Annotated in this window: 16 protein-coding genes and 5 tRNA genes; 2 read left to right on the top strand and 19 right to left on the bottom strand. The window is 56.8% G+C overall.

Features of this window, described 5'->3' with window-relative positions:
- The 19 genes from tuf to BUC26_RS10230 all read right to left on the bottom strand — a co-directional run.
- Positions 1-1044 (bottom strand): elongation factor Tu (gene tuf / locus BUC26_RS10320; RefSeq protein ID WP_073375795.1); only part of this gene is annotated, 1044 nt, incomplete at its 3' end.
- A 52-nt stretch (positions 1045-1096) separates the two neighbouring features.
- Positions 1097-1172, bottom strand: a tRNA-Thr gene (locus BUC26_RS10315).
- A 20-nt stretch (positions 1173-1192) separates the two neighbouring features.
- Positions 1193-1268: transfer RNA gene (locus BUC26_RS10310), tRNA-Gly, on the bottom strand.
- 25 nt (positions 1269-1293) lie between these two features.
- Positions 1294-1378 (bottom strand) — tRNA-Tyr (locus BUC26_RS10305).
- Between the two features lie 66 nt (positions 1379-1444).
- Positions 1445-1520: transfer RNA gene (locus BUC26_RS10300), tRNA-Thr, on the bottom strand.
- 173 nt (positions 1521-1693) lie between these two features.
- The gene (qmoC, locus tag BUC26_RS10295; protein ID WP_073375794.1) at positions 1694-2893 is read right to left on the bottom strand and encodes a quinone-interacting membrane-bound oxidoreductase complex subunit QmoC; all 1200 of its coding nucleotides are present in this window, start codon (positions 2891-2893) and stop codon (positions 1694-1696) included.
- Between the two features lie 103 nt (positions 2894-2996).
- Positions 2997-5261, bottom strand: a complete 2265-nt coding sequence (locus BUC26_RS10290; RefSeq protein WP_073375793.1) for an FAD-dependent oxidoreductase — start codon at positions 5259-5261, stop codon at positions 2997-2999.
- A 6-nt stretch (positions 5262-5267) separates the two neighbouring features.
- Positions 5268-6524 carry an FAD-dependent oxidoreductase gene (locus tag BUC26_RS10285; protein WP_073375792.1) on the bottom strand — a complete coding sequence of 419 codons (1257 nt, stop codon included), beginning with the start codon at positions 6522-6524 and terminating at the stop codon, positions 5268-5270.
- 255 nt (positions 6525-6779) lie between these two features.
- A complete protein-coding gene (aprA, locus tag BUC26_RS10280; RefSeq protein ID WP_073375790.1) occupies positions 6780-8798 on the bottom strand; it encodes an adenylyl-sulfate reductase subunit alpha in 2019 nt (672 codons plus the stop codon).
- A 53-nt stretch (positions 8799-8851) separates the two neighbouring features.
- The gene (gene aprB, locus BUC26_RS10275) at positions 8852-9265 is read right to left on the bottom strand and encodes an adenylyl-sulfate reductase subunit beta (RefSeq protein ID WP_073375788.1); all 414 of its coding nucleotides are present in this window, start codon (positions 9263-9265) and stop codon (positions 8852-8854) included.
- 283 nt (positions 9266-9548) lie between these two features.
- Complete coding sequence (locus BUC26_RS10270) at positions 9549-11681, bottom strand: FtsK/SpoIIIE family DNA translocase (protein WP_073375805.1); 2133 nt, start codon at positions 11679-11681, stop codon at positions 9549-9551.
- Between the two features lie 240 nt (positions 11682-11921).
- On the bottom strand, positions 11922-12359 hold the full coding sequence (nusB, locus tag BUC26_RS10265; protein ID WP_073375786.1) for a transcription antitermination factor NusB: 438 nt from the start codon (positions 12357-12359) through the stop codon (positions 11922-11924).
- 82 nt (positions 12360-12441) lie between these two features.
- The gene (gene ribH / locus BUC26_RS10260) at positions 12442-12909 is read right to left on the bottom strand and encodes a 6,7-dimethyl-8-ribityllumazine synthase (RefSeq protein WP_073375784.1); all 468 of its coding nucleotides are present in this window, start codon (positions 12907-12909) and stop codon (positions 12442-12444) included.
- Positions 12910-12994: 85 nt separating this feature from the next.
- The gene (locus tag BUC26_RS10255) at positions 12995-14203 is read right to left on the bottom strand and encodes a bifunctional 3,4-dihydroxy-2-butanone-4-phosphate synthase/GTP cyclohydrolase II (RefSeq protein ID WP_073375782.1); all 1209 of its coding nucleotides are present in this window, start codon (positions 14201-14203) and stop codon (positions 12995-12997) included.
- A gap of 63 nt (positions 14204-14266) precedes the next feature.
- The gene (locus tag BUC26_RS10250; RefSeq protein WP_073375781.1) at positions 14267-14920 is read right to left on the bottom strand and encodes a riboflavin synthase; all 654 of its coding nucleotides are present in this window, start codon (positions 14918-14920) and stop codon (positions 14267-14269) included.
- A 3-nt stretch (positions 14921-14923) separates the two neighbouring features.
- Positions 14924-15532 (bottom strand): hypothetical protein, encoded by a 609-nt coding sequence (locus BUC26_RS10245; RefSeq protein WP_073375779.1) that lies wholly within the window; start codon positions 15530-15532, stop codon positions 14924-14926.
- The gene (locus BUC26_RS10240) at positions 15532-16668 is read right to left on the bottom strand and encodes a DVU0298 family protein (protein WP_073375777.1); all 1137 of its coding nucleotides are present in this window, start codon (positions 16666-16668) and stop codon (positions 15532-15534) included. Before BUC26_RS10240 ends, BUC26_RS10245 begins: the two co-directional genes overlap by 1 nt.
- Positions 16669-16711: 43 nt before the next feature.
- Complete coding sequence (locus BUC26_RS10235; protein ID WP_073375775.1) at positions 16712-17341, bottom strand: tetratricopeptide repeat protein; 630 nt, start codon at positions 17339-17341, stop codon at positions 16712-16714.
- 348 nt (positions 17342-17689) lie between these two features.
- The gene (locus tag BUC26_RS10230; protein WP_073375773.1) at positions 17690-18667 is read right to left on the bottom strand and encodes a bifunctional riboflavin kinase/FAD synthetase; all 978 of its coding nucleotides are present in this window, start codon (positions 18665-18667) and stop codon (positions 17690-17692) included.
- Between the two features lie 190 nt (positions 18668-18857).
- Here BUC26_RS10230 and BUC26_RS10225 point away from each other — a divergent pair.
- Both BUC26_RS10225 and BUC26_RS10220 read left to right on the top strand, forming a co-directional pair.
- Positions 18858-18944: transfer RNA gene (locus tag BUC26_RS10225), tRNA-Leu, on the top strand.
- Between the two features lie 471 nt (positions 18945-19415).
- Positions 19416-21371: a phosphoenolpyruvate carboxykinase (GTP) gene (locus tag BUC26_RS10220; RefSeq protein ID WP_073375771.1), complete on the top strand. Its 1956-nt coding sequence runs from the start codon at positions 19416-19418 to the stop codon at positions 21369-21371.
- Positions 21372-21431 lie beyond the last annotated feature (60 nt).

Below are 21431 nucleotides of genomic sequence, written 5' to 3'. Positions count from 1 at the left end.
CTCGGACAACGTCACTACTCCCGTCACGTCGGTCGTCCGGAAATAAAACTGCGGCCGGTATCCGTTGAAAAACGGCGTGTGGCGACCACCCTCATCCTTGCTCAAGATATAGCACTCCGCCTTGAACTTGGTGTGCGGGGTAATCGAGCCCGGCTTCGCCAACACCTGGCCGCGCTCAATCTCGTCACGCTTCACGCCGCGCAGCAGCGCACCGATATTGTCGCCCGCCTGGCCCTGATCGAGCAGCTTGCGGAACATCTCGACGCCCGTCACGACCGTCTTCTGCGTCTTGCGGATACCGACAACCTCAACTTCCTCACCGACTTTGATGACGCCCCGCTCGACACGGCCCGTCGCTACCGTTCCGCGACCGGAGATCGAGAACACATCCTCAACCGGCATCAGAAACGGCTGGTCGATATCACGCTCCGGCTCAGGAATATAGGAGTCGACCGCTTCGATCAGCTCCCAGATGCACTTCGCCTTCTCTTCGTCATCCGGATTCTCCAGCGCCAGCAAGGCCGAACCGCGGACGAACGGAATGTCGTCGCCCGGGAACTCGTACTTGTCGAGCAGCTCCCGCAGCTCCATCTCCACCAGCTCGATCAGCTCTTCGTCGTCGACCATGTCGCATTTGTTGAGAAAGACGACCATCGCCGGAACACCGACCTGACGTGCCAGCAGGATGTGCTCACGAGTCTGCGGCATCGCTCCGTCCGTCGCCGCGACAACCAGGATGGCACCGTCCATCTGCGCCGCACCGGTAATCATGTTCTTGATATAGTCGGCGTGACCGGGGCAATCCACATGCGCATAGTGACGGTTGGCACTCTCGTACTCCACATGCGCCGTCGCAATGGTAATGCCGCGCTCCTTCTCCTCCGGTGCCTTGTCTATCTCGCCAAAGTCAGTGAACTTTGCCTGACCTTTTAAAGACAATACGCGCGTGATCGCTGCCGTCAATGTCGTCTTGCCGTGATCGATATGCCCGATCGTCCCTACATTGACGTGAGGCTTTGTCCGTTCAAATTTCTCTTTTGACATGTTCCTGTCTCCTCAGGTCATTGAAGTTTTACCCGGTACGTCGTCCTGTCCCTGGAGCTCACGACCGGATTCGAACCGGTGACCTCATCCTTACCAAGGATGCGCTCTACCACCTGAGCTACGTGAGCAGTGCTAACGCCAACCAACATGGAGCGGGAAACGAGACTCGAACTCGCAACCCTCAGCTTGGAAGGCTGATGCTCTACCAATTGAGCTATTCCCGCCTGCACATCAAGCAGGATATGCGGATGGTGGAGGGGGGAGGATTCGAACCTCCGAAGGCTTCGCCGACAGATTTACAGTCTGTTCCCTTTGGCCGCTCGGGAACCCCTCCATGAAGCCGCAAGATGGGGCAACCATCTTTATCCGCTTAACACTGCATTGTAAAGTAATTTCGTCCTGGAGCTGGCGATGGGACTTGAACCCGCAACCTGCTGATTACAAATCAGCTGCTCTGCCAATTGAGCTACGCCAGCTTACAAAGCTGACTAATATACCCACTAGAGTTTGGAGATGCAATACCTTTTTTTCTCCAGGGGCGCCGCTCGGCTTGACCGTATCGTCACGCAAAGACCCAAAAAGCCGGCGAGGCCGTTCCCTCAGGGAACGGCCTCGTGATGTACGGCTTGGTTCTGTTGTGTGCTGATGTCTATTGTTCGATGACCGGTTTGCCGAACGCACTTGACCGGAATTTCTCGAAAGCCATGGCCGTTGTGCGATAAGCGATATGGGCGAACTTGGTATACGGCAGGTAGAGGAAGAGCATCATAACCGAGACGAGATGCAGGAAATAAACGAAGTAGCCGAGTGACGGGATGTTGATCCAGCGAATAATCTGGGCCCCGAAGCCGGTGACGCCAACCGCCATGATCATCCAAATCAGGAACCAATCATAAAAGGTCTTGCTGGACGTTCCTTCACTTTCGGCCTTGGATCGATTGCTCCAGAGGACGTAGATCCCGAACAGCAGCGCAATCGCCGATACGTTGGCGAGGATCTTGAACGGATCGTACAGTGGCAGCGGTCCGTGCAACGACGGCCAGAACAATCCAAGAATATCATTTTTCAGCAACGACCAGCAGGTAACGATAAACAATCCGATGAAAGCGAGCATCAACGGCAGATGTCCCCTAGTCCGATCGTGATTGGTACCGCATTCCTTAAAGCGCTTGTGAGTGAGGATCTCGACGATGGAGGGCCAGAGGAACTGGCCGACAAATTGCGGGACCGACGGGCGGTAATTGCCGCTGATGTCGGCATTGTTCTTCATCTGCTTCCAGAGCCGGGTTAGCCCCATATAGAGGGAAACAATGGCCAGACCCAGTGACGGTACCATGATCAATACAATGAAGAAGATGTTTTTTGCATACCATTTAAAATCCCAGGTACCGAAAAACTGCTGGTACCCATGATCGGCAAAATGCTCCTTATTCGGAATATGCATGCCACCTGAAATCAGCCACATAACAAAGATGACCACCACCGGGATACCGATCAACATCGGCAGGCCTTTTGCCGACGACGCCAGCTTGGCCAGACCTGACGGCCAACCGAAGTGGGTGTAGGCATAGGCGCGGATCGCCCCAAGCACCTCCCCCGGCTTGGCGCCGCGCGGACAATAGGTGGTGCAGTCACCGCACTGATGACAGAGAAAGACATCGGGGTCGGCGAGCAATTTATCCTTCATCCCCCACTGTGACCAGATCATCTCCTTACGGGGAAACGGCTTCTCGTCGGTGGAAAGTGGGCACCGGACCGAGCACGTGGCACATTGATAGCATTTTTTCAACGTGTCGCCGCCGGCACCCTTCAAGTACTTTATAAACGTTAAATCAGGTTGAACATTCATTGTTTGCCTCCTGTTATCTTATCAGCATGGGCCGTAGAGCCGGCTCGGTAAGTTCATACCGCTCCGCCGAGATCCCGGGCGGAGCGGCGTGATAAAAAACAGGTTAGAAGCCTTTAAACGGATTCGGACCCATTTCCACAATTTCATCGACGAAATCATTGACGATTTGCGGAATCTTGTCGTAATCGGTGATGGCCACTTGAACCGCAGCACACCGTTCCGACTCAAGGCCGAGGGTGGACAGCGTCTCACCGATATTTTCCATCCGTTTATTGGCGATTTCCGACCCTTTGACAAAATGGCACTGATAATCGTCGCCATAGGTGCAGCCGAGCAGCATCGCGCCGTCCATACCGGCCGACAACGCGTCACGAATCCAGGCCATGTTGACGGAACCGAGGCAACGAACCGGGATAAAACGAATCATGTGGTTGATGCCGTTTCTCTTCATACCGGCCATGTCGATAGCCGGATAAGCATCATTCTCGCAGACAAAGACCACGATGCGCAGCCGGTCTTCGTCGTCTTCCGGGACTTCAACGGCTTTGATCATCGAACCGATCATATCGATATTGTAATCCTTGAAGCCGATGATCCGTTCCGGACAGGCGCCCATGCAGGTACCGCAACGACGACACCGGGTGTTGTTCGGCAGCGGCGTTCCCTTGGCGTCATCATCAAGTGCACCGAAGGGGCACTCTTCAGTACAGCGTTTGCACTGGGTGCAGCGTTGCATGAAAAATTCAGGGTAGGTGGTGTCGCCGGAGCGGGGATGCACCGACACGCCGCGATCGGTCGATTCCAGACATTGAATCGCTTTCAGAGCGGCACCGGTGGCATCATCGATGGTCTCGTCAATGGTCTCCGCCTTACGGACACCGCCGCAGGTATAGACGCCGGTCCGCCGCGTCTCGTAGGGAAAGCAGATGAAATGGGAATCGGCATAACCGTCGAACAGACCGAGGTCGGAAAAACCGGGTCCCTGACGATAGGCGAGATTGACGGTCGCCTTGTCCTTGGTGGTGGGCACCATGCCGGCTGCCAGGACGACCATGTCGGCATCAAGTTCGAGGTCTTCGCCGAGCAGGGTGTCTTCGGCCGTTACTCGAAGTTTGCCGCCGCTCTCCTCAACCTTGGTCACCGCCGCTTTGGTCATGAAGATACCGTCAGTCATCTGGGCGGCCTTGTAGTACAATTCCTGACTGCCCGGGGTGCGCATGTGCTGGTAGAGGATATACGCCCTTCCTTCAGGATTGTCCTGGCAGACGTACTGGGCCTGTTTCAGGGCGACCATCGAAGTGACCGAATTACAATACGGAAAATCATTGTCGTTATCCTTGCCGCCGGGACTTTGGATAAAGACGACATTGGCAGGTACCGTGCCCTCTTTGGCACGTTTCTCGAATTCGACGTTGGTAACCACGTTAGCCAGAGTGCCGTATCCGAGATGCTCGTACTCGGATACATCGGCCGGAATCCAACCGGTGGCCAGAACAACGGCGCCATGAATTTCAGCATCCGAATCAACAGCCATGTAATTCTGCAATCCGCTGTTGGGGTCTTCCATCTCCCCTTTCTCGATCTTCTCCCGCTCGTCGACCGTTACCTTCCAAGGAGCATCCCAATCGGTCTTGATGCCGGTGGGTTTCAGTGACACCTTGAAATCTCCAGGGGCACCGGCGATACGGGCGACCTCAGTACCGGTCTTGACGGTGATTTTGGCATCATTTTTGACCGCGGCGATCAGTGCTTCGACCGGATTGTCTTCCAGGTCCGTCCACGGTGCTTTGGTCGGAAAAGATTTTCGCCAATTGGCGGCCTGCCCGCCAAGTTGATCGGACTTTTCGACCAGGGTGACCTCGTAACCGGCAGCGCTCGCTTCTTTGGCCGCCGTCAAGCCAGCGATACCGCCGCCCATGACGAGAATCTTGCGGCTCATGTTCTCAAGCTGGAACGGTGTGGCAAGCTCAGTCTTCTTGACCCGGGCACACGCCATGCGCAGATAATCGGCACCTGTTTCCTGGAGAAAGGCAGCGGCCTCGGCATGCGGCTCTTCACCTTCCGCCGGTCGCTGTGCCGTCCACGCCACCTGCTCGCGCAGGTTTGCGCGAATAACGATCTTGTCGTCACCGAAGTCGAATTCCTTCTGCATAACCCGGGGTGAACAGGCACCAATCACCACCGCGTTGACGCCGTCATCGGCAATATCTTTCTCAATCAGGGCACGTCCTTCCGGACTGCAGAGACAACCACTGGTTTTACACTCAATGGCCATCTCGCCACTGACGACCTCGCTGAGTCCATCCATGTCGAGCACATCACCGATGCTGCAACCGGAACACAAATAGGCGCAATATTTTTTATCCATTGTCAACTACCTCCTGGAAACCTGAATTGCCTTCAAAGCGGCAGCCGTGGATGATTGCGTGCAGGTGACGACATCCGCAGCTTTTTTCGCACAACCGGTGCCGATTATGCCCTTGTCGTAATCGGAAATGACAAAACCGTTGTCATCAAGGGTCACACCGGCCGGTACGCCACCTTCCTGAAGGGACGGTTGCATGCCGGTTGCCAGGACGGCCATATCGACTTTCTGGTGCGTTTTGTCACCGGTGACTGCATTTTCCGCAATCACGGTAACCCCGTCCGCCTCGACGACGATATCGGCGACCTTTCCTTTGATAAAGGAAGCATTCGGGTCAGACATCAGTTTATCGCGGAATTTTTCGTACTTACCGGGTGTCCGCAGATCAATGTAGAACACGTAGATCTTTGCTTCCGGATACTGTTCCCGGATATAATTCATCTGTTTGAACGTGGCCATGCAACAGATATAAGAACAGTATTCCAGGTGGTTTTCGTCTCGTGAACCGGCACACTGGACAAAGGCGATCGACTCCGGCTCCTTACCGCTGCCGGGCACGACGATCTTGCCGCCGGTCGGACCGCTCGGCGCCGCCATCCGCTCGATCATCATATTGGTAACGATGGCCGGGGATTTGCCGTAACTGAGGTTGTCGATTTTCAACGGGTCATATGGATTCCAACCGGTGGCCCAGACAATCGAGGCGACGTTGAGGGTGATCGTCGTCGGTTTCATGTCCAGGTCGACTGCGTTGTATTTGCAGGAATCCTTTACCGCTTCCGCGCCGGCGGTAGACAGGGCGCTCTTGTCGATCACATAGCGCCGCGGAAATGCCATCTCATGCGGCAGGAAAGCGGCTTTGCATTTGTCCATGCCAAAATTGAACGGGTTGTCGATCTCGTCTGGACAGGCGGCGGCACAATCTCCACACGCCGTGCAGTTGCTGTTAACATAACGTGGTTCGATACCGATGGTCACTTCGTAGTTACCAGGCCCGCCGCTGACCGATTGGACACTGGCCATCGTGTACGTTCGAATTTTCCGATTGTTCTTGATCCGCTTGAAATTGATTTCAAGACCACAACTCGGTGGACACATCTTCGGGAAATACTCGTTGAGCTGCGCCACTCGTCCACCGAAATACGGGTTTTTGTCGATGATAAACACATCGTTCCCGACCTCGGCGGCCTCAAGTGCGGTAGTCAACCCACTGATCCCTCCGCCCACGACCAAAATTGCACCGGAGGTGCCTTGCTCGTCAGTCATACTTTCCTCCATGGTTACGCTTGTAAAAATGAACCGTCGATACCCAGCCCAAGATCATCGATCCCGGCACCACGGTATCAATTAGTCAATAAAGACGCGAACGCACTGCTGCGCTTTTTCACTCGGGAAAACCGCACCGGGGACTGCACCTTTCCCCATTGAAAACGCGCTGATTCCATAGAAAAAATCTCCAGGAGCCAGAAGCCCCTGGAGATTTTTTTTTACATCATGCTGATCTACGTGTCATCCCATAAATTAGAGCCACGGATCGGTCTCGACGATGCTTAAACATTCGACCTTCTCGCACTTCCATTCCTTGGTTTCCGGATTGAAGGTTGAGTTGACGAAGCAACGCCAGTTCTCGTCATCGATAACCGGGTAATCGGAACGATAGTAGAACCCTGGGTAACGGGACTCTTTCCGGAATTCCATGTGCCGGATGTGGGTCTCGACGCACCAGATGCGGTGGTAGTTCTCCCAGCAGCGGAGCAGTTCATGGAGATCGCCGGCGGCCATCTTCTCGGCATCCTCACGGAGCAGCTGGAGCAGGTCGAGGCAGATGTTGAGCAGTTTGCCGGAGGTCATGTAGTAGGTGGCAACGCCGCCGCCGTACTCGTCGGTGGCCTTCATCAGGCGCATCATCAGACCGGCCGGTTTGCAGTAGTTGGGGTTGACATCCTCAGCGGTAGAAACACCAACAAACTCGTGATAACGCTTGACCGGTGCGTAGATCTCATCGGCGATTTCCTGGGCCGTCTGCTTCAGCTCAGGCTTGAAGTCGGCGTTGTCGCGACAGAATTTGACCATCTGCTTGGCAACGATGCGACCCTCGGCATGCGAGCCGGAGGAGAATTTGTGACCGGAGGCGCCAACACCGTCACCGGCAGTGAACAGGCCGTCAACGGTGGTCATGCGGTTGTAGCCCCACTTGTACTTGTGGACGCGGGATTCGTTCTGTACATCCGGTACCCAGTCTTCGTTCGGGCCGGAGGTCCAGATACCGCAGCAACCGGAGTGAGAACCGAGCATGTACGGTTCAGTCGGCATGATCTCGGAACCGACTTTCTCCGGCTCGACGTTCATACCGGCCCAGAGACCGGCCTGGCCGACGGACATGTCAAGGAAGTCTTCCCATGCCTCGGACTCGAGGTGTTTCCAGAACTTCTTCAGCTCTTTCTCGTCCATACCGGAGGCACGACGCTCTTCCAGGAAGGCGTTGAGAGCAACCTCAGTGGCCATGTAGATCGGTCCGCGGCCTTCTTTCAGCTCGTTGAGCATCAGGTGGTTACGCAGACAGGTCGGGGTGACCGGAGAGTCGCCATAGGGCAGGTACTTGTGCAGTTCTGCCTTGGCGGCTTCGCCACCGGCGTAGAACTCGCCCAGACCGTTGGATACCTTGGCTTTGAACAGCAGGAACCAGGCACCGACAGGGCCGTAGCCATCTTTGAAGCGTGACGGCGTGAAGCGGTTTTCCATCATGGTCAGGGTTGCGCCGACCTGAGCTGCCAGGGTGTAGGTGGAACCGGCATTCCATACCGGGTACCAGGCGCGTCCTTTACCTTCACCGGTGGAGCGCGGACGGAAGATGTTAACGGCACCACCACAGGCAACAACGGCGGTTTTACATTTGATGACGTATACTTTGTTCTCGCGAACGGAGAAACCGGCGGCGCCGGCAATCTGGTTCGGCTTGTTCTTGTCGAGCAGCAGCTTGACGATGAACACGCGCTCCAGGATATTGTCGTCACCCAGGGCGGTTTTGGCCGGCTCGGCGACGATGCACTTGTAGGACTCGCCGTTGATCATGATCTGCCATTTACCGGTACGTACCGGAGTGCCACCTTCGCGCAATGACTTGGCCGGCTTGGCGCCGTCCAGGTTCTCGCCGTCGGCGCCTTTCTTCCAGACCGGCAGTCCCCACTCCTCGAACAGTTTGACCGACTCGTCAACGTGACGACCGCAGTCATAGACAAGGTCTTCACGGATAACGCCCATCAGGTCGTTGCGGACCATCTTGACGTAGTCTTTGATCGGGTTTTCGCCGATGTAGGTGTTGATTGCGGACAGACCCTGGGCAACGGCGCCGGAACGCTCGAGTGCAGCCTTGTCGACCAGCAGGATCTTCATGTCATCCGGTGCCCATTTCTTGATCTCAAAAGCGGTACCGCATGCTGCCATACCACCGCCGACGATCAGAGCATCGACGTCCATTTCGACGACTTCAGGGTTCACAGTGGCCTTGAGCTCGCCTTTCGGTTTGTTTGGTAATGCCATATTCAAATCTCCTTTTGAATAAAAGATTTAAGATGTTTCACAAGCCTACCGGATCACGGGGTCGGCAGTTCTTTCTCAAGGGTCAGGATCTCGTCGTCGAGGTTGGCTCCCTTCTCGCCCGTGTACGCATTGGCAGCACCCTCAGCCGTGGTGCGGATCGGGAATTTGAAGCGCTTCAAATTGCCATTGCGGAACTTGACGGTCCACATGATGGAATCGGAAGAACGCATCGGATGAACCTGGCCGCCCATCGGTACGAAGTCGTCGTAACCGCGGACGAAGACCGCACCCTGCGGGCAGATCTTCACACAGGAGTAACATTCCCAGCAGGCATCCGGCTCTTGGTTGTAAGCCTTCATCTCCTCAACGTTGAGTACCATCAGGTCGTTGGGGCAGATGTACATGCATGCAGTCTTGTCACCGCCTTTGCAGCCATCACATTTGGAAGGATCTACATAACTTGGCATTAAACTACCTCCTCAGTTTGTTTTAACTGTTGTGGCCCTGTCCATACAGGACCCACTTAAACCGAAGTAAACTCGATTACAGCTTTGTACAAAATCCGACCACCGACCGAAGACTACAGAGTCTTCCGGTAGGTCGGCCGGTTAAATTACCGCTGACAGCGGAGCTGCCGGCTTGTGCGGCAGCGCTGTCAAAAAAAATGAACGCTCACTCATTTTCTCAAGAATTTTCTTATAAAGTGTTGCCTGGTAATTGTCAAGGAAATTAATTCCTCACAAACCCCGATTAATCATAGGAATGACGGGCTAAAACCTCCCGCGGCTTGGCGCCGTCCGCCGGCCCGACAATCCCCTCTTTTTCCATGCGTTCGATGATCCGGGCGGCACGATTGTAACCGATACGCAGACGGCGCTGGACCATGGAAATCGACGCCTGTCCCGATTCGCAGACAAAGGAAACTGCCTCATCATAACGCTCGTCATAGTCATCTTCGCTCCCTAATGATGTCAGGGAATCGCTCTCCTCCACCTGTTCCAGTACCGAGTCGTCATAGACGGCACCTCCCTGCTGTTTCAAAAACATCACTAGATCGCTGGTCTCCTTCTCGGAGATATAGGCGCCATGGACCCGCTGGATCATTGCCGTACCCGGCGGCATATAGAGCATATCGCCCATACCGAGAAGATGTTCCGCCCCGGAAGTGTCGATAATGGTGCGGGAATCGACTTTTGAGGAGACCTTGAAGGCGATTCGCGTCGGAAAGTTCGCTTTGATCAGACCGGTCAACACATCAACCGACGGCCGCTGCGTTGCCAGAATCAGGTGAATACCGGCGGCTCGCGCCATCTGGGCAAGCCGGGCGATCGCCGTCTCCACGTCCTTGGAGGCCACCATCATCAAATCCGCCAACTCGTCGACAAAAATGACGATATAGGGCAGTTTTTCGGCCATCGTCTTGTTATAGGAATCAAAACTCTTTACCCGGGCCTCCTCGAGCAAACGATAGCGGCGCTCCATTTCACGAACCGCCCAGAGCAGGGCACGGCTGGCCAGTTTCGGTTCGACCACGACCGGATGAAGCAGGTGTGGAATTCCCTCGTAGCCCGACAATTCGATACGCTTCGGGTCGATCATCAGAAACCGGACTTCATCGGGCGTGGCATTGAACAGGATCGACGCGATAATCGCATTGATCGCCACACTCTTGCCGGCGCCGGTGGCCCCGGCGATCAGCAGGTGCGGCATCCGGGCCAGGTCGGCGATGACCGGATTGCCGACCACGTCCAGTCCGAGCACGATGCCGAGCTTGGCCTGGTGATTGCGAAAATGCTCCGAAGCGAGCAGGTCCCGGATGAAGACTACCTGCCTGATCTCATTGGGAATCTCTATGCCGAGCGCGGACTTACCGGGTACCGAACCGATCACCCTGACCGACTGGGCCTTGAGTCCAAGGGCAAGATCGTCGGCGAGGCTGACGATCTTGTTGATCTTGATGCCGGGGGCCGGTGCGTATTCGTAGGTCGTCACCACCGGTCCTGGGCTGATGCCGACCACTGTTCCTGAGACCCCGAAGTTCTTCAGTTTTTGCTCTAGTTGCTGGGAGATTTTCAGGTAGACGTCGCGACCGATCTTCTCGGTAACCTGATCGTTACGTGCCAGCAGAGAGAGCGGCGGCAGTTTCCAGTCGCCTTTGGCGACCGGTGTGGCACGAAAATCCTTGTCAGCGCCGTCGCTCAGCGGCGACTGAGGTGTTTGGTTGACAACCGGGGAGGAATCGGCAGAACGGATCTCTGGTTCCCGCTCGATCCGTTTGGGTGCGGTGGTCCGGCGTTCCGGCCGTGGCGGCCGCTGCCTTCTGCGACGCACCAGCCGGCCGACCAGCGCCACCCCACCCTGTCCTGTTGCGCGAAGCGCACGCCCGAGCAGGCAGAGCAGCCGATACGGCGAAAACCGGACGGCGAGCATCAGCGACACGAGCAAGAGCAGCAACAGCGCCAGGATGGTCCCAGTGCTGCCGAGCACGGATGAGACCAGACGGAAAACGGTGTGACCGAGAAAACCACCGCTGTCAGCGAGGTCGGCGGCAAAAAAGGCAAGCGAGGACAGCAGCGCACAACAGGCGATGACTGCACCGGTAATGCCCAGGGTCACCTGCGGCAGACGCTCAAAAGACATCCGCGGACTGAAGAAAAACAGGGCCACCAGGGCGAACAGCAACACCAGCAGATACGCCCCCCAACCGGTAAAGCCGAGCAGTACTCCGGCAACCACGTTGCCGACTTCGCCGCACCAGTTGTCACCGGGGGAGACCTGCTTCGAGAAAAGACTGAGCAAGACGAATGCGGCCACAAAGAGGCCGAGAACTCCGACAAATTCCTGCCTGAATCCGGGACTGCTCTTATTCTGTGCTGAGGCCATAGGCTGGAAGAAAATGGAAGTGTGCTCGTCAATGAAAATCGGCGACGTCGCCTGGTCGGTCGGCCGGAAATGGTCTGCGCAGCCGGGCCGCATCACGCACAGCCCGCTGCCGCTGCACCAAAGATGTACCCGTAATGGAAGGAAATTGCAACACTACCGATCAGCAGGCAGCGGTGCTGTGCCGCTGGGGTACATGAAGAAGTGGAACCGCCGAGACAGATGGCGCGACACCGCCGAACGCTATGGCAGGGGCTCCGGCAGATCCTGCCGGACGGCATCGAGGACACCGTTGACAAAGGACGGCGACTCGTCGCTGCCGAACCGTTTGGCAATCTCTACCGCTTCGTTGATTGCCACCTGGGCCGGGACGTCGGCCACATAGAGTAGCTCGTAGATACCGATTCGCAGCAGATTGCGGTCGGTTCCGGCGATGCGCTCGAGCCGCCAGTTCGTTGCATGCTGGCGGATGGCGAGATCAATCTGGTCCCGACGCTCGAGGATGCCCTGCACCAGTTCCAGCGCGTAGTCCCGCGATTTTCTGCTGATTTGATAAAAACCACAGAACTGTTCAAAGCGTTCCGGTACGGATCGTTCGGACTCGTCCGGAAGACCACGGGCAAAATCATCCTGGAAGAGAAACTGCAAGGCCGCTTCGCGCGCTTTCCGTCGTGTCCCCATGAGCCAATCGCCTGCCTATCAGAAAAGCCGCACCCCGCTCTCCGGGATACGGCTCTGGTTACCGAATTCGCGCCGGTTCGATCTAGTTCAAGGCGCCGATTAGATTGGCCATCTCAATGGCCGCCACGGCTACCTCGCCGCCCTTGTTGCCGGCCTTGGTGCCGGCACGTTCAATCGCCTGCTCGATGGTTTCGGTGGTCAACACCCCGAACATCACCGGTACTCCCGATTCCAAACCGGCCTGGGCGGCACCCTTCGACACCTCGTTGACGACCACGTCGAAATGCGGGGTAGCCCCGCGGATCACCACACCCAGGCAGATTACCGCATCGTAGCTTCCTGACAACGCAAGTTTTTTGGCGACCAAGGGAATTTCGAACGCGCCCGGTACACGCACCACCGCGATATCGCTGTCGGCGGCACCTGATCGGCGCAGACTGTCCAAGGCGCCTTCCAGCAGTTTCTCGGATATAAAAGAGTTGAAACGGGAGACGACGATCCCGAACTTCTTGCCATCCGCCTTCAGGTTACCCTCGATGTAACGTATCATGACCTGGTGTCCCCTTTCCTTATGGAAACCTTGAAGATTCTAATTTTTCAAGGTTCCCTGATGTGAGTCTGTCGGCAGGCGGCTGCTATTTCACCTGGATGAGATGTCCCATCCGGTCTCGCTTGCACAACAGGTAGTCCTTGTTTTCCTTGCCGGCTGCCATCTCGATCGGTACGCGATCGACAACCTCGATACCGTATCCCTCAAGACCGACAATTTTTTTAGGATTGTTGGTCAGCATGGCCATTTTGGTCACGCCGAGATCCCGGAGGATCTGGGCACCAATACCGTAGTCGCGCAGGTCCGCCTTGAATCCGAGCTTGAGATTGGCGTCGACCGTATCGACACCCTCCTCGTCCTGGAGACGATAGGCCTTGATCTTGTTGATCAATCCGATCCCCCGTCCCTCCTGCCGCATGTAAAGGACCACGCCGCTGCCTTCGTTGTCGATCATCTTCATGGCCGCCTGCAGTTGTCCGCCGCAGTCGCAGCGCGACGAACCGAAGACATCGCCGGTCAGACATTCCGAGTGGACCCGCACCAGCACCCGGCTGTCGGGCACGATCTCACCCTTGACCAGGGCCAGGTGCTCGAGATCGTCGACATCGTTTTTGTAAACGATGGCGGTGAATTCACCGGCATGTTCCGTTGGAATCCGGGCCTCGGCTAACCGGTGCACGAGCTGGTCGCGATGCAGACGGTAGGCAACCAGGTCGGCGATCGTGGCGATCTTGAGACCGTGTTTATCAGCAAACACCTCCAGGTCGGGCATCCGGGCCATCGTCCCGTCGTCCTTCATGACCTCGCAGATCACTCCGGCGGTGCGCAAGCCGGCAAGCCGTGCCAGATCGACAGAACCTTCCGTCTGGCCGGTACGGACCAGGACACCGCCATCCTTGGCCCTAAGCGGGAAGATGTGTCCCGGACTGACGATATCGTGCGGGGTCGCGCCGGGTGTCACGGCGGCCTGTACAGTGCGCGCCCGATCGGCGGCGGAAATACCGGTGGTCACTCCGGTCCTCGCCTCGATGCTGATGGTAAAACCGGTGCCGTACGGTGACTGGTTGTCGGAAACCATCATCGGCAGACTCAACTGTTCGACGATATCACTGCTCAGCGTCAGACAGATCAACCCCCGCCCGTGGGTCGCCATAAAGTTTATCGCCTCGGGAGTGACCGCTTCGGCGGCCATACAGAGATCACCTTCATTTTCCCGATCCTCGTCGTCGACGAGGATAATCATCTTTCCGGCCCGGATATCTCCAATGACCTCTTCAATCGGACTGACTGCCATACCGCTTCCACCCATTTCTATTGGGAACCTTGAAATTTTCAAGCTCCCCTGTTGATAACGACGTTAATAAAAACCCTTCTCGGCCAGGAACGCCGGATTGATCACCGCTGTTCCCGAGGCCGGATCATGCCTGGCACCGAGCAATTTTTCGACGTATTTGCCGATGATGTCCACCTCGATATTGACCGCGCCGCCGTTTCGCAATCGCCCCAAGGTGGTGGCTTGCAAGGTGTGCGGGATGATCGAGACCGAAAACCGGCCCGGCGAACAATCGTTGACGGTGAGACTGATCCCGTCGACCGCCACCGAACCCTTCTCGATTATATACCGATCGACCTCCCGGGGCACTGAAAAACTCAGGATAGTAAAGTCTCCCTGGTGCTGCAGCGATGCCAGCCGGCCGACGCAGTCGACGTGCCCGGAGACAAGGTGCCCGCCGAGACGGTCTGTCAGACGCAGAGCTCGCTCGAGATTGACCTGTCGGCCGACTGCCAGTTCACCAAGCGTGGTTCGGGCCAGACTCTCCGGTGAAACATCGGCGGTAAACCGCCGGCTGCCGATCCGATAAGCGGTCAAACAAACCCCGTTGACGGCAACCGATTCCCCTTCTTCGGGATCGGAGAAGACAAAGCTCGTTTCGATCTCACAGGACTGGCCGCCGCCGACCGACCGACGGGAGATGATCGTCCCGGTCCCCTGGATGATCCCGGTAAACATCAGCTAATCTGCTTCCCCGGCCAGTTCCGTCGCTCGCTTGCGCAGGCTGTCGGCGATACTCTGGTGCTTGAAGTTGGCATGGATCGATGCCGCTGTACGCAGCGCGTCCGCAGCCTTGCCGGGCTCTTCGGCCAAAACGTAAATGTCAGCCATCATTTCAAGGACCTCGACAGAGCCTTGCGGGTTGTTGTTACGCTGATAATTGTCCAGCAGATCGAAGCAGTGTTCAAGGGCAACACGATACTCCCCGAGTCCCTTATGGGCTTCGATCAGGCACCGGGCCAGGGCCAGCAGGCTTACCGCATCATCGAGTTCTTCGCAGATACTCCAGGCCCGCTGATAATGCACAAGAGCGGCGGTGTAGTCCTGCCGGAGGAGACAGGCGTGGCCGAGCTGGTTGGCAGCGTTGGCGATGCCGACACGATCTCCTTCCTGTTCGAAGCCACGCAGCGCGTTATGCAAGGATACCGCGGCCAGCGCCGCCTCACCTCGTTCCACGTAACCACGGCCTTCTTCAAAATCGAGTTGTGCCTGGCTTTTTTCTCCATCCTGCCCCGAATCCGGCCCGGTGGCCGGAGAGATAGCTGTAATTGGCTGAATCGGTGTACTCATCACGCACCTTCTTTTTTCTGTTGAATAGTGTTGAGCGCTGCAGCAGCCTGCTCGGCCACCGTCGTTCGCTGCGGGATGCCGTCTTGCCAGATGATCAACTCGGCCTGGTCGTCGTGCAGACCGAGCAGTTGAACGGTTGCCTCGGTCGCACCCAGGCGACCGAGCAATCGGGCCGTCTGGCCGCGTACTTCGGCCTGCTCGTACCCCAGCAGCGGAAATAAACCGAAGTAAGGAGTTTTCTTGACCAGATCGGGGCGTTTTGCGGCAATCTCCGCAAGTGCCCAGATCGCCTGACTCCGGGTCGAGTCATTGCCAACAAAACCGGGAATATACTGGGTAAAGGCACCAAAAATATCGGGCCGCCCGGAAATCACGGCGCCAACGGTCTCGATCATCCCCCACGGTGTTGCCGCCGAGTCGAATCCGGCCGCCAAAAGACGGTGCAGCAACTCCGACACCTGTCCCGGGTCTCTGGTAGCGACTCGGGAACAGACTCGTCCGATAAGCTGCGCAATCCGCCAGCGTTGTTCACCATCCGGATCATAGAGCAACCGCTGCAGCAGGCGGAGCGCCTTGCGGTCATCGAGGCAGAGCGCGACCAGCCCGTCTTCGTCTCCGGCCTCGGCCAGTTGCCTCACCAGCTTTTTATCGGCCCGGCGGCGCGGTCCCTGCTGCCAAGAATCGGGCTCCGGCGATGGCGGGACAAAACCGCTGGCGGCCGATGCGGCGCGACCGTCGCTCTCGTCTTTTTGTTTCAACCGCTCGGCCAGCTCAGATAGTTCACGATGCAGACGAACAAAGTAGAGCACACCGCGCACCGACCGACCATTCATCGTGCCGGTGTCGATAACCTGATGGGTCTGTTCGTCGTACTTTTCGATACGTCCGGTCAGATAATCATCCTCCGGCAGCAGTTCCCAAGCCAGATCACTATTGTCTCCGCAGGCGTGCACGAGCGTCTCGACGATTGCCGCACCGACATTATGACCGGTCGGATCGCACGAATAGACGGCCCCGCAAGCACACCGGCCCGCGGTGAATTCGGTCATCTTTCTGTTCGGCAAGTCAGCCGGCGGCTCGACCGCCTGGCCGCAAAAGGGACACCACGGCGACCTGCCTGCTGTTTTGCTACTCATCGGTTCTCTCTTTAGGGGAGCTTGAAGTTCGGCAAGATTCCGATCATGCCAGCTTCTGCTCAAGGCTGGCGACAAAATTCGGATCGACCGAATAGCCGAGTTCCCGTGCTTTTTCCATATGTTTCCGGGCCTCGCTGTAACGTTCACTGAAATAAAGGGCGACGGCCAGATTGTTATGGGCCAGCGGCGAATCGCCATCGAGCTCGAGCCCTTTATGTGCCGCCGCCAGGGCCCGGTCGTCCTCTCCTTTCATGGTCAACACAGACGTCAGGTTCATCCAGACCGTGGACAAAGTGGCATCAATGGCGAGCGCCTTCTCGTAGCGCTCGATGGCGGTATCGAGATCGTTGTTCTGCTGGGCGATCAGGCCGAGATTTGCGTAGGCCTGGGCAGCCTTGGGGTTGACTCCGATGGCCTGTTGGTTAAGTTCCTCTGCCTTCCTGAGCTCCCCTTGGCCGAAATAAATGGCGCCAAGGTTGATCATCGACTCGGCGGACTGCGGGTCAAGTTCGATGGCTTTTTCCAGACAGCCTATCGCCTCCTCGATGCGACCTGATTTCATATAAACAAGACCGAGATGGTGCTGTGCTATCACGTTTTCGGGAAACTCGGCTACCGTCTTTTCCATTTCGGCGATTACCGCCGGCAAATCTTCTTTCAGCTGCTCAGTCATATCGTCATCCTATCAACAGGGAGAGAGTTGTTCGAACCGCAGAACCACCCGCCGGGGTTCGAGGCGCACTGCCACTTTATACCGGCTGCGTTCGGATATTCCCCGGTCAGCCGATCGTCGTGGCACTTCTGGGGAGCCTGAAAAAATCGGAATTTCGTTCAAGATCGAGGCGTGCATGAAAATTTTACCGTAGGCATAGATGATATTCCGAGGATAAAATTTGATTGCGCAACGATGAGATTGGGCGAAATGACATTTTTTCAAGGTTCCCTTCTTTTTGCGGCAACACTATAGACACTTGGAGATCACTTTCAAGCAGAAAAACCAAACCGATCACAAATCAGCCGGTTAATCCGTCGGCTCGATTTCCGCTGCACAACAAGTCGACAACCCCTGCTGAGCGGCGGCAAGAAACCGGCGAGCAGCAAGGACATCACGCCCGATCTGCTCGGCCAACTCGCTGATCCCGGAAAACTTCCGCTCGTCGCGGATGAATTTCAGCAGATTCAGTCTGATCGGCTTACCGTAGATATCTTTGTTGAAATCGAAAATATGCGTCTCGGCAACCAACCGCCCTTCAGCAAACGTGGGATTGTAGCCGATGTTGAGTACGCCGCCGTAGCAGACCTTGTCACAGATGACCTGGGTCGCATAGACCCCGATCCGCGGGATCAGGTCCTCTTCGTTGACCTGCAAATTGGCGGTGGGATAACCGATCTCCTTGCCGCCCCGACGCTTGCCGACCTGGACCACACCGCGAATCTGGTACGGCCGGCCGAGCAGCTGGCAGGCATCGACCATCCGGCCCTCGTGGACGAGTTGCCTGATTTTGGTCGAACTGACCAGCATCCCCTTCTCATAGAACGGCGGCACCACGGTGACCGGAAATCCCTGTCGGCGGCCCTGTTCCTGCAAAAAAGAGGTATCACCGCTCCGTCCCTTGCCAAAGGCATAATCATAGCCGACCACCAATTCACTCATACCGATGGTGTTGAGCAGAATTTCCTGCACGAACTGCTCGGCGGTCGTGGCGGCAAAAGCGCGATCGAACGGGATAATCACCAGGACATCGATGCCGGCCCTGTCGATCTGCTCGATTTTCTGTTCTATGGTCGAGATCAGTTTGATTCCATCCGGCCGCAGGACTCGTAACGGGTGCGGGTCGAAGGTAACCACAACGGAGCAGCCGCCGCTACGCGCGGCCCGCTGGACCACCTCGTTAAACAACTGCTGGTGCCCGAGGTGGACACCGTCGAAGTTGCCGATGGTTACGCAGGCACCGGGCAACGGGGCGGTGATATCTCGCAGATGACGAATGATTTCCATTGTATATAAAGTTAAATCGGCCTCTTTTCAGTCTCCGTTCCAGGTGCTGCAGCCTCCTGGCAAGATACGCTGCAAGCACTGGCGAAGTTAAAAAAAATACCGGAAAATCGGGGAGACAACCCTTTTTTCGGGTGCATTGAAGAAAGTCTTGACAAAACGAGGTCCAACAATCATATTCACCAACACTAATGCCGAAGTGGCGGAATTGGTAGACGCGCTAGGTTCAGGGTCTAGTGGGGGTTTCCCCGTGGAAGTTCGAGTCTTCTCTTCGGCACCAGCAAACATCGAGAGCTTGCAATCGTCAGGATTGCAAGCTCTTTTTTTTTTGCCGACACCATGCACCCCTCTCTCCCCTGCTGTCTCCACTCGTTTGTCCCGGCGCATGGCATACCGTGTCCCGCCGAGCCGTTCAAGTATCCCATAATTGGTGTTTTGTAAAGGCATTTCGCGCCACAGCGGGCGAGTCAGCAGTTCATGTAGCCGGCTTTTCGGACGCAAACCCTTGTCGATAAAAGCGGCAGCACTCCATCAACTCTCCTTGACTGGCCAATAAGAAACTCTTATTATTCGGGCTACTGCACATAACTGCAGTGCTCCGGGTAGCGGCGCGGTGACGGTCGCCGGTCGCCCGATCCGAACGCGCGGAACGCCGTGTCGCCCTGACAAACCGGCGGATGAGCTGGAGAGGCGCTCGGTTTTCGATAACCGGAACACTATTCATATTATCCAAAGCAAGAAGGAGTCAAGCATGCTCGAATTGAACAAAGGTTCCGATATCCTGACAGCTGTCGGTGGAATCACGTCCCTGGAGGACGCCCAGGCGGTCCTGGAAAAATCCTTGGACAAAGCCAATCTGCAAAAGCTGTCACCGATCACCACGGTTGACGCCCTGATCAAGATTGCAAACTCCATTGTGATCTGCAAGCCCGCCGCGGTCTTCATCAACTCCGGCAGTCCTGAAGATGTCCAATGGATCAGAGAGCATGCCCTGCACAAAGGTGAAGAGAAAAAACTGGCCAAACCGGGTCACACCATCCATTTCGACCTCCCCGAGGACCAGGCCCGTCTGGTCAACCAAACCTACTACATCATCAATGAAGGGGAAAAAATCAGCTCACTGGCTAAGTTGCTGCTCAGGGACGAGGCCACCCAGTACGTCCGCCAATACATGACCGGCATCATGGACGGCATGACCATGATCATCGGCTTTTACAGCCGCGGTCCGGTCGGTGCCGAGGCCGCCGTGCCGGCGATCGAGATGTCGTCATCGGCTTATGTGCTGCATTCGGCTGAACTGCTCTATCGCAACTGTTATGATCAGTTCGACCGGGAGGCCGAGCGGGCAAACATCTTCTTCACCAATCTTCATTCGGAAGGAAAAAACCGGCCCGAAGACGTTCCGAATGCCCGTATCCTGATGGACCGCAGCTGGCTTACCACGTTTTCCACCTATTGTACCTACGCCGGCAATACGCTGTTGATGAAAAAAGGCAATCACCGCTTCTGCGTCGATTACGCCACCTATCACAAAAAGGAGGAACAATTATCCGAACACATGTTTATCACCGGCTTGACCGGTCCCGGCGGGCGTGTCAACTTCTGTGCCGGCGCTGCACCGTCGGGCTGCGGCAAAACGACCACGGCGATGGTGGGCAGTCATTTTGTCGGTGACGACCTGGCCCAGATCTGGATCGCCGCCGACGGCACGATCCGCGCCATCAACCCGGAGAAAGGCATCTTCGGCATTGTCGAGGATGTCAATCGCGAGGGCGATCCCTACCTGATGGAGTGTCTGCGCGGCGACGGCACCGAGGTCATCTGGTCCAACGTGCTGATCGACGAGCACGGCGTACCGCACTGGGTCGGCAACGGCGAATCGGTGCCGGAGCGCGGTGTCAACTTTCAGGGCGAATGGTCCCCGGGTAAGACCGATGCCAACGGCAAACCGATACCGATGTCGCACAAAAACTCCCGCTGCACGCTGCTCGCCTCGGCCATCGCCAACCATGCCACCGAGGCTGCTGAAGACCCCGCCGGCGTGCCGATCAGAGTCTTCACCTATTCCGGCCGCGACAGCGACACCATGCCGCCGGTGTGGGCCGCCCGTACCATGGACGAGGGTGTGGTCATCGGCGCTTCCATCGTCTCCCAGGCCACCGCCACCGAGGTCGGCGTCACCGGTGTCCGGCGACAACCGTGGGCCAATGCGCCGTTCATCCCCGGCTCACTAGCCGATTACATGGAAGCCCAGTTCGTATTTTTCAATTCAGAAAAAATCTCTGCCGCCGGCCGTCCGGTCATGGCTGGGCTCAACTATTTCCTGACCGACGGCAACCGGGGCGGTTCGGGCAACAAGCTGCTCGGCGAAAAACGCGACGTCAAGGTCTGGCTCGGCTGGCTGGAGCGCTTCGCGCACGGCGACGTGACGGGCATCGAGACGCCGATCGGCTACCTGCCCCGTTACGATGATCTGAAAGCTTTGTTTGCCGAGATCAACAAAGAATATCCCGAATCGCTCTACGACAAACAATTCTCGCTCTATATTGACAACATCCTCCACCGCCTCGAACTGCAGACCGAGGCGTACGGCAAGGAAGAGAATCTGCCGGCCAAACTGTTCGAGGTGTATCGCCGGCAACAGGCGGAACTGACCAAGCTGAAAGAAGCCTACGGGCCGATCGTTCACCCGAAGCAACTCGCTTAAATCCGCTGACGACCCTGCCCGAAACGGGGGGCAACGTTCTCCTCTGCGAGGAGGCCGCTG

This window comes from Desulfofustis glycolicus DSM 9705 (assembly GCF_900130015.1).
Classification (GTDB): Bacteria; Desulfobacterota; Desulfobulbia; order Desulfobulbales; family Desulfocapsaceae; genus Desulfofustis; species Desulfofustis glycolicus.
The sequence above is the reverse complement of the archived record's forward strand: the minus strand, read 5'-3'. Positions and strand labels throughout refer to the sequence as shown.

What these genes read in the sequence shown, in the direction of transcription:
- qmoC (WP_073375794.1), bottom strand. Translation starts at nt 2,893, where the DNA reads ATGAATGTTCAACCTGATTTAACGTTTATAAAGTACTTGAAGGGTGCC.
- BUC26_RS10290 (WP_073375793.1), bottom strand. Translation starts at nt 5,261, where the DNA reads ATGGATAAAAAATATTGCGCCTATTTGTGTTCCGGTTGCAGCATCGGT.
- BUC26_RS10285 (WP_073375792.1), bottom strand. Translation starts at nt 6,524, where the DNA reads ATGACTGACGAGCAAGGCACCTCCGGTGCAATTTTGGTCGTGGGCGGA.
- aprA (WP_073375790.1), bottom strand. Translation starts at nt 8,798, where the DNA reads ATGGCATTACCAAACAAACCGAAAGGCGAGCTCAAGGCCACTGTGAAC.
- aprB (WP_073375788.1), bottom strand. Translation starts at nt 9,265, where the DNA reads ATGCCAAGTTATGTAGATCCTTCCAAATGTGATGGCTGCAAAGGCGGT.
- BUC26_RS10270 (WP_073375805.1), bottom strand. Translation starts at nt 11,681, where the DNA reads ATGGCCTCAGCACAGAATAAGAGCAGTCCCGGATTCAGGCAGGAATTT.
- nusB (WP_073375786.1), bottom strand. Translation starts at nt 12,359, where the DNA reads ATGGGGACACGACGGAAAGCGCGCGAAGCGGCCTTGCAGTTTCTCTTC.
- ribH (WP_073375784.1), bottom strand. Translation starts at nt 12,909, where the DNA reads ATGATACGTTACATCGAGGGTAACCTGAAGGCGGATGGCAAGAAGTTC.
- BUC26_RS10255 (WP_073375782.1), bottom strand. Translation starts at nt 14,203, where the DNA reads ATGGCAGTCAGTCCGATTGAAGAGGTCATTGGAGATATCCGGGCCGGA.
- BUC26_RS10250 (WP_073375781.1), bottom strand. Translation starts at nt 14,920, where the DNA reads ATGTTTACCGGGATCATCCAGGGGACCGGGACGATCATCTCCCGTCGG.
- BUC26_RS10245 (WP_073375779.1), bottom strand. Translation starts at nt 15,532, where the DNA reads ATGAGTACACCGATTCAGCCAATTACAGCTATCTCTCCGGCCACCGGG.
- BUC26_RS10240 (WP_073375777.1), bottom strand. Translation starts at nt 16,668, where the DNA reads ATGAGTAGCAAAACAGCAGGCAGGTCGCCGTGGTGTCCCTTTTGCGGC.
- BUC26_RS10235 (WP_073375775.1), bottom strand. Translation starts at nt 17,341, where the DNA reads ATGACTGAGCAGCTGAAAGAAGATTTGCCGGCGGTAATCGCCGAAATG.
- BUC26_RS10230 (WP_073375773.1), bottom strand. Translation starts at nt 18,667, where the DNA reads ATGGAAATCATTCGTCATCTGCGAGATATCACCGCCCCGTTGCCCGGT.
- BUC26_RS10220 (WP_073375771.1), top strand. Translation starts at nt 19,416, where the DNA reads ATGCTCGAATTGAACAAAGGTTCCGATATCCTGACAGCTGTCGGTGGA.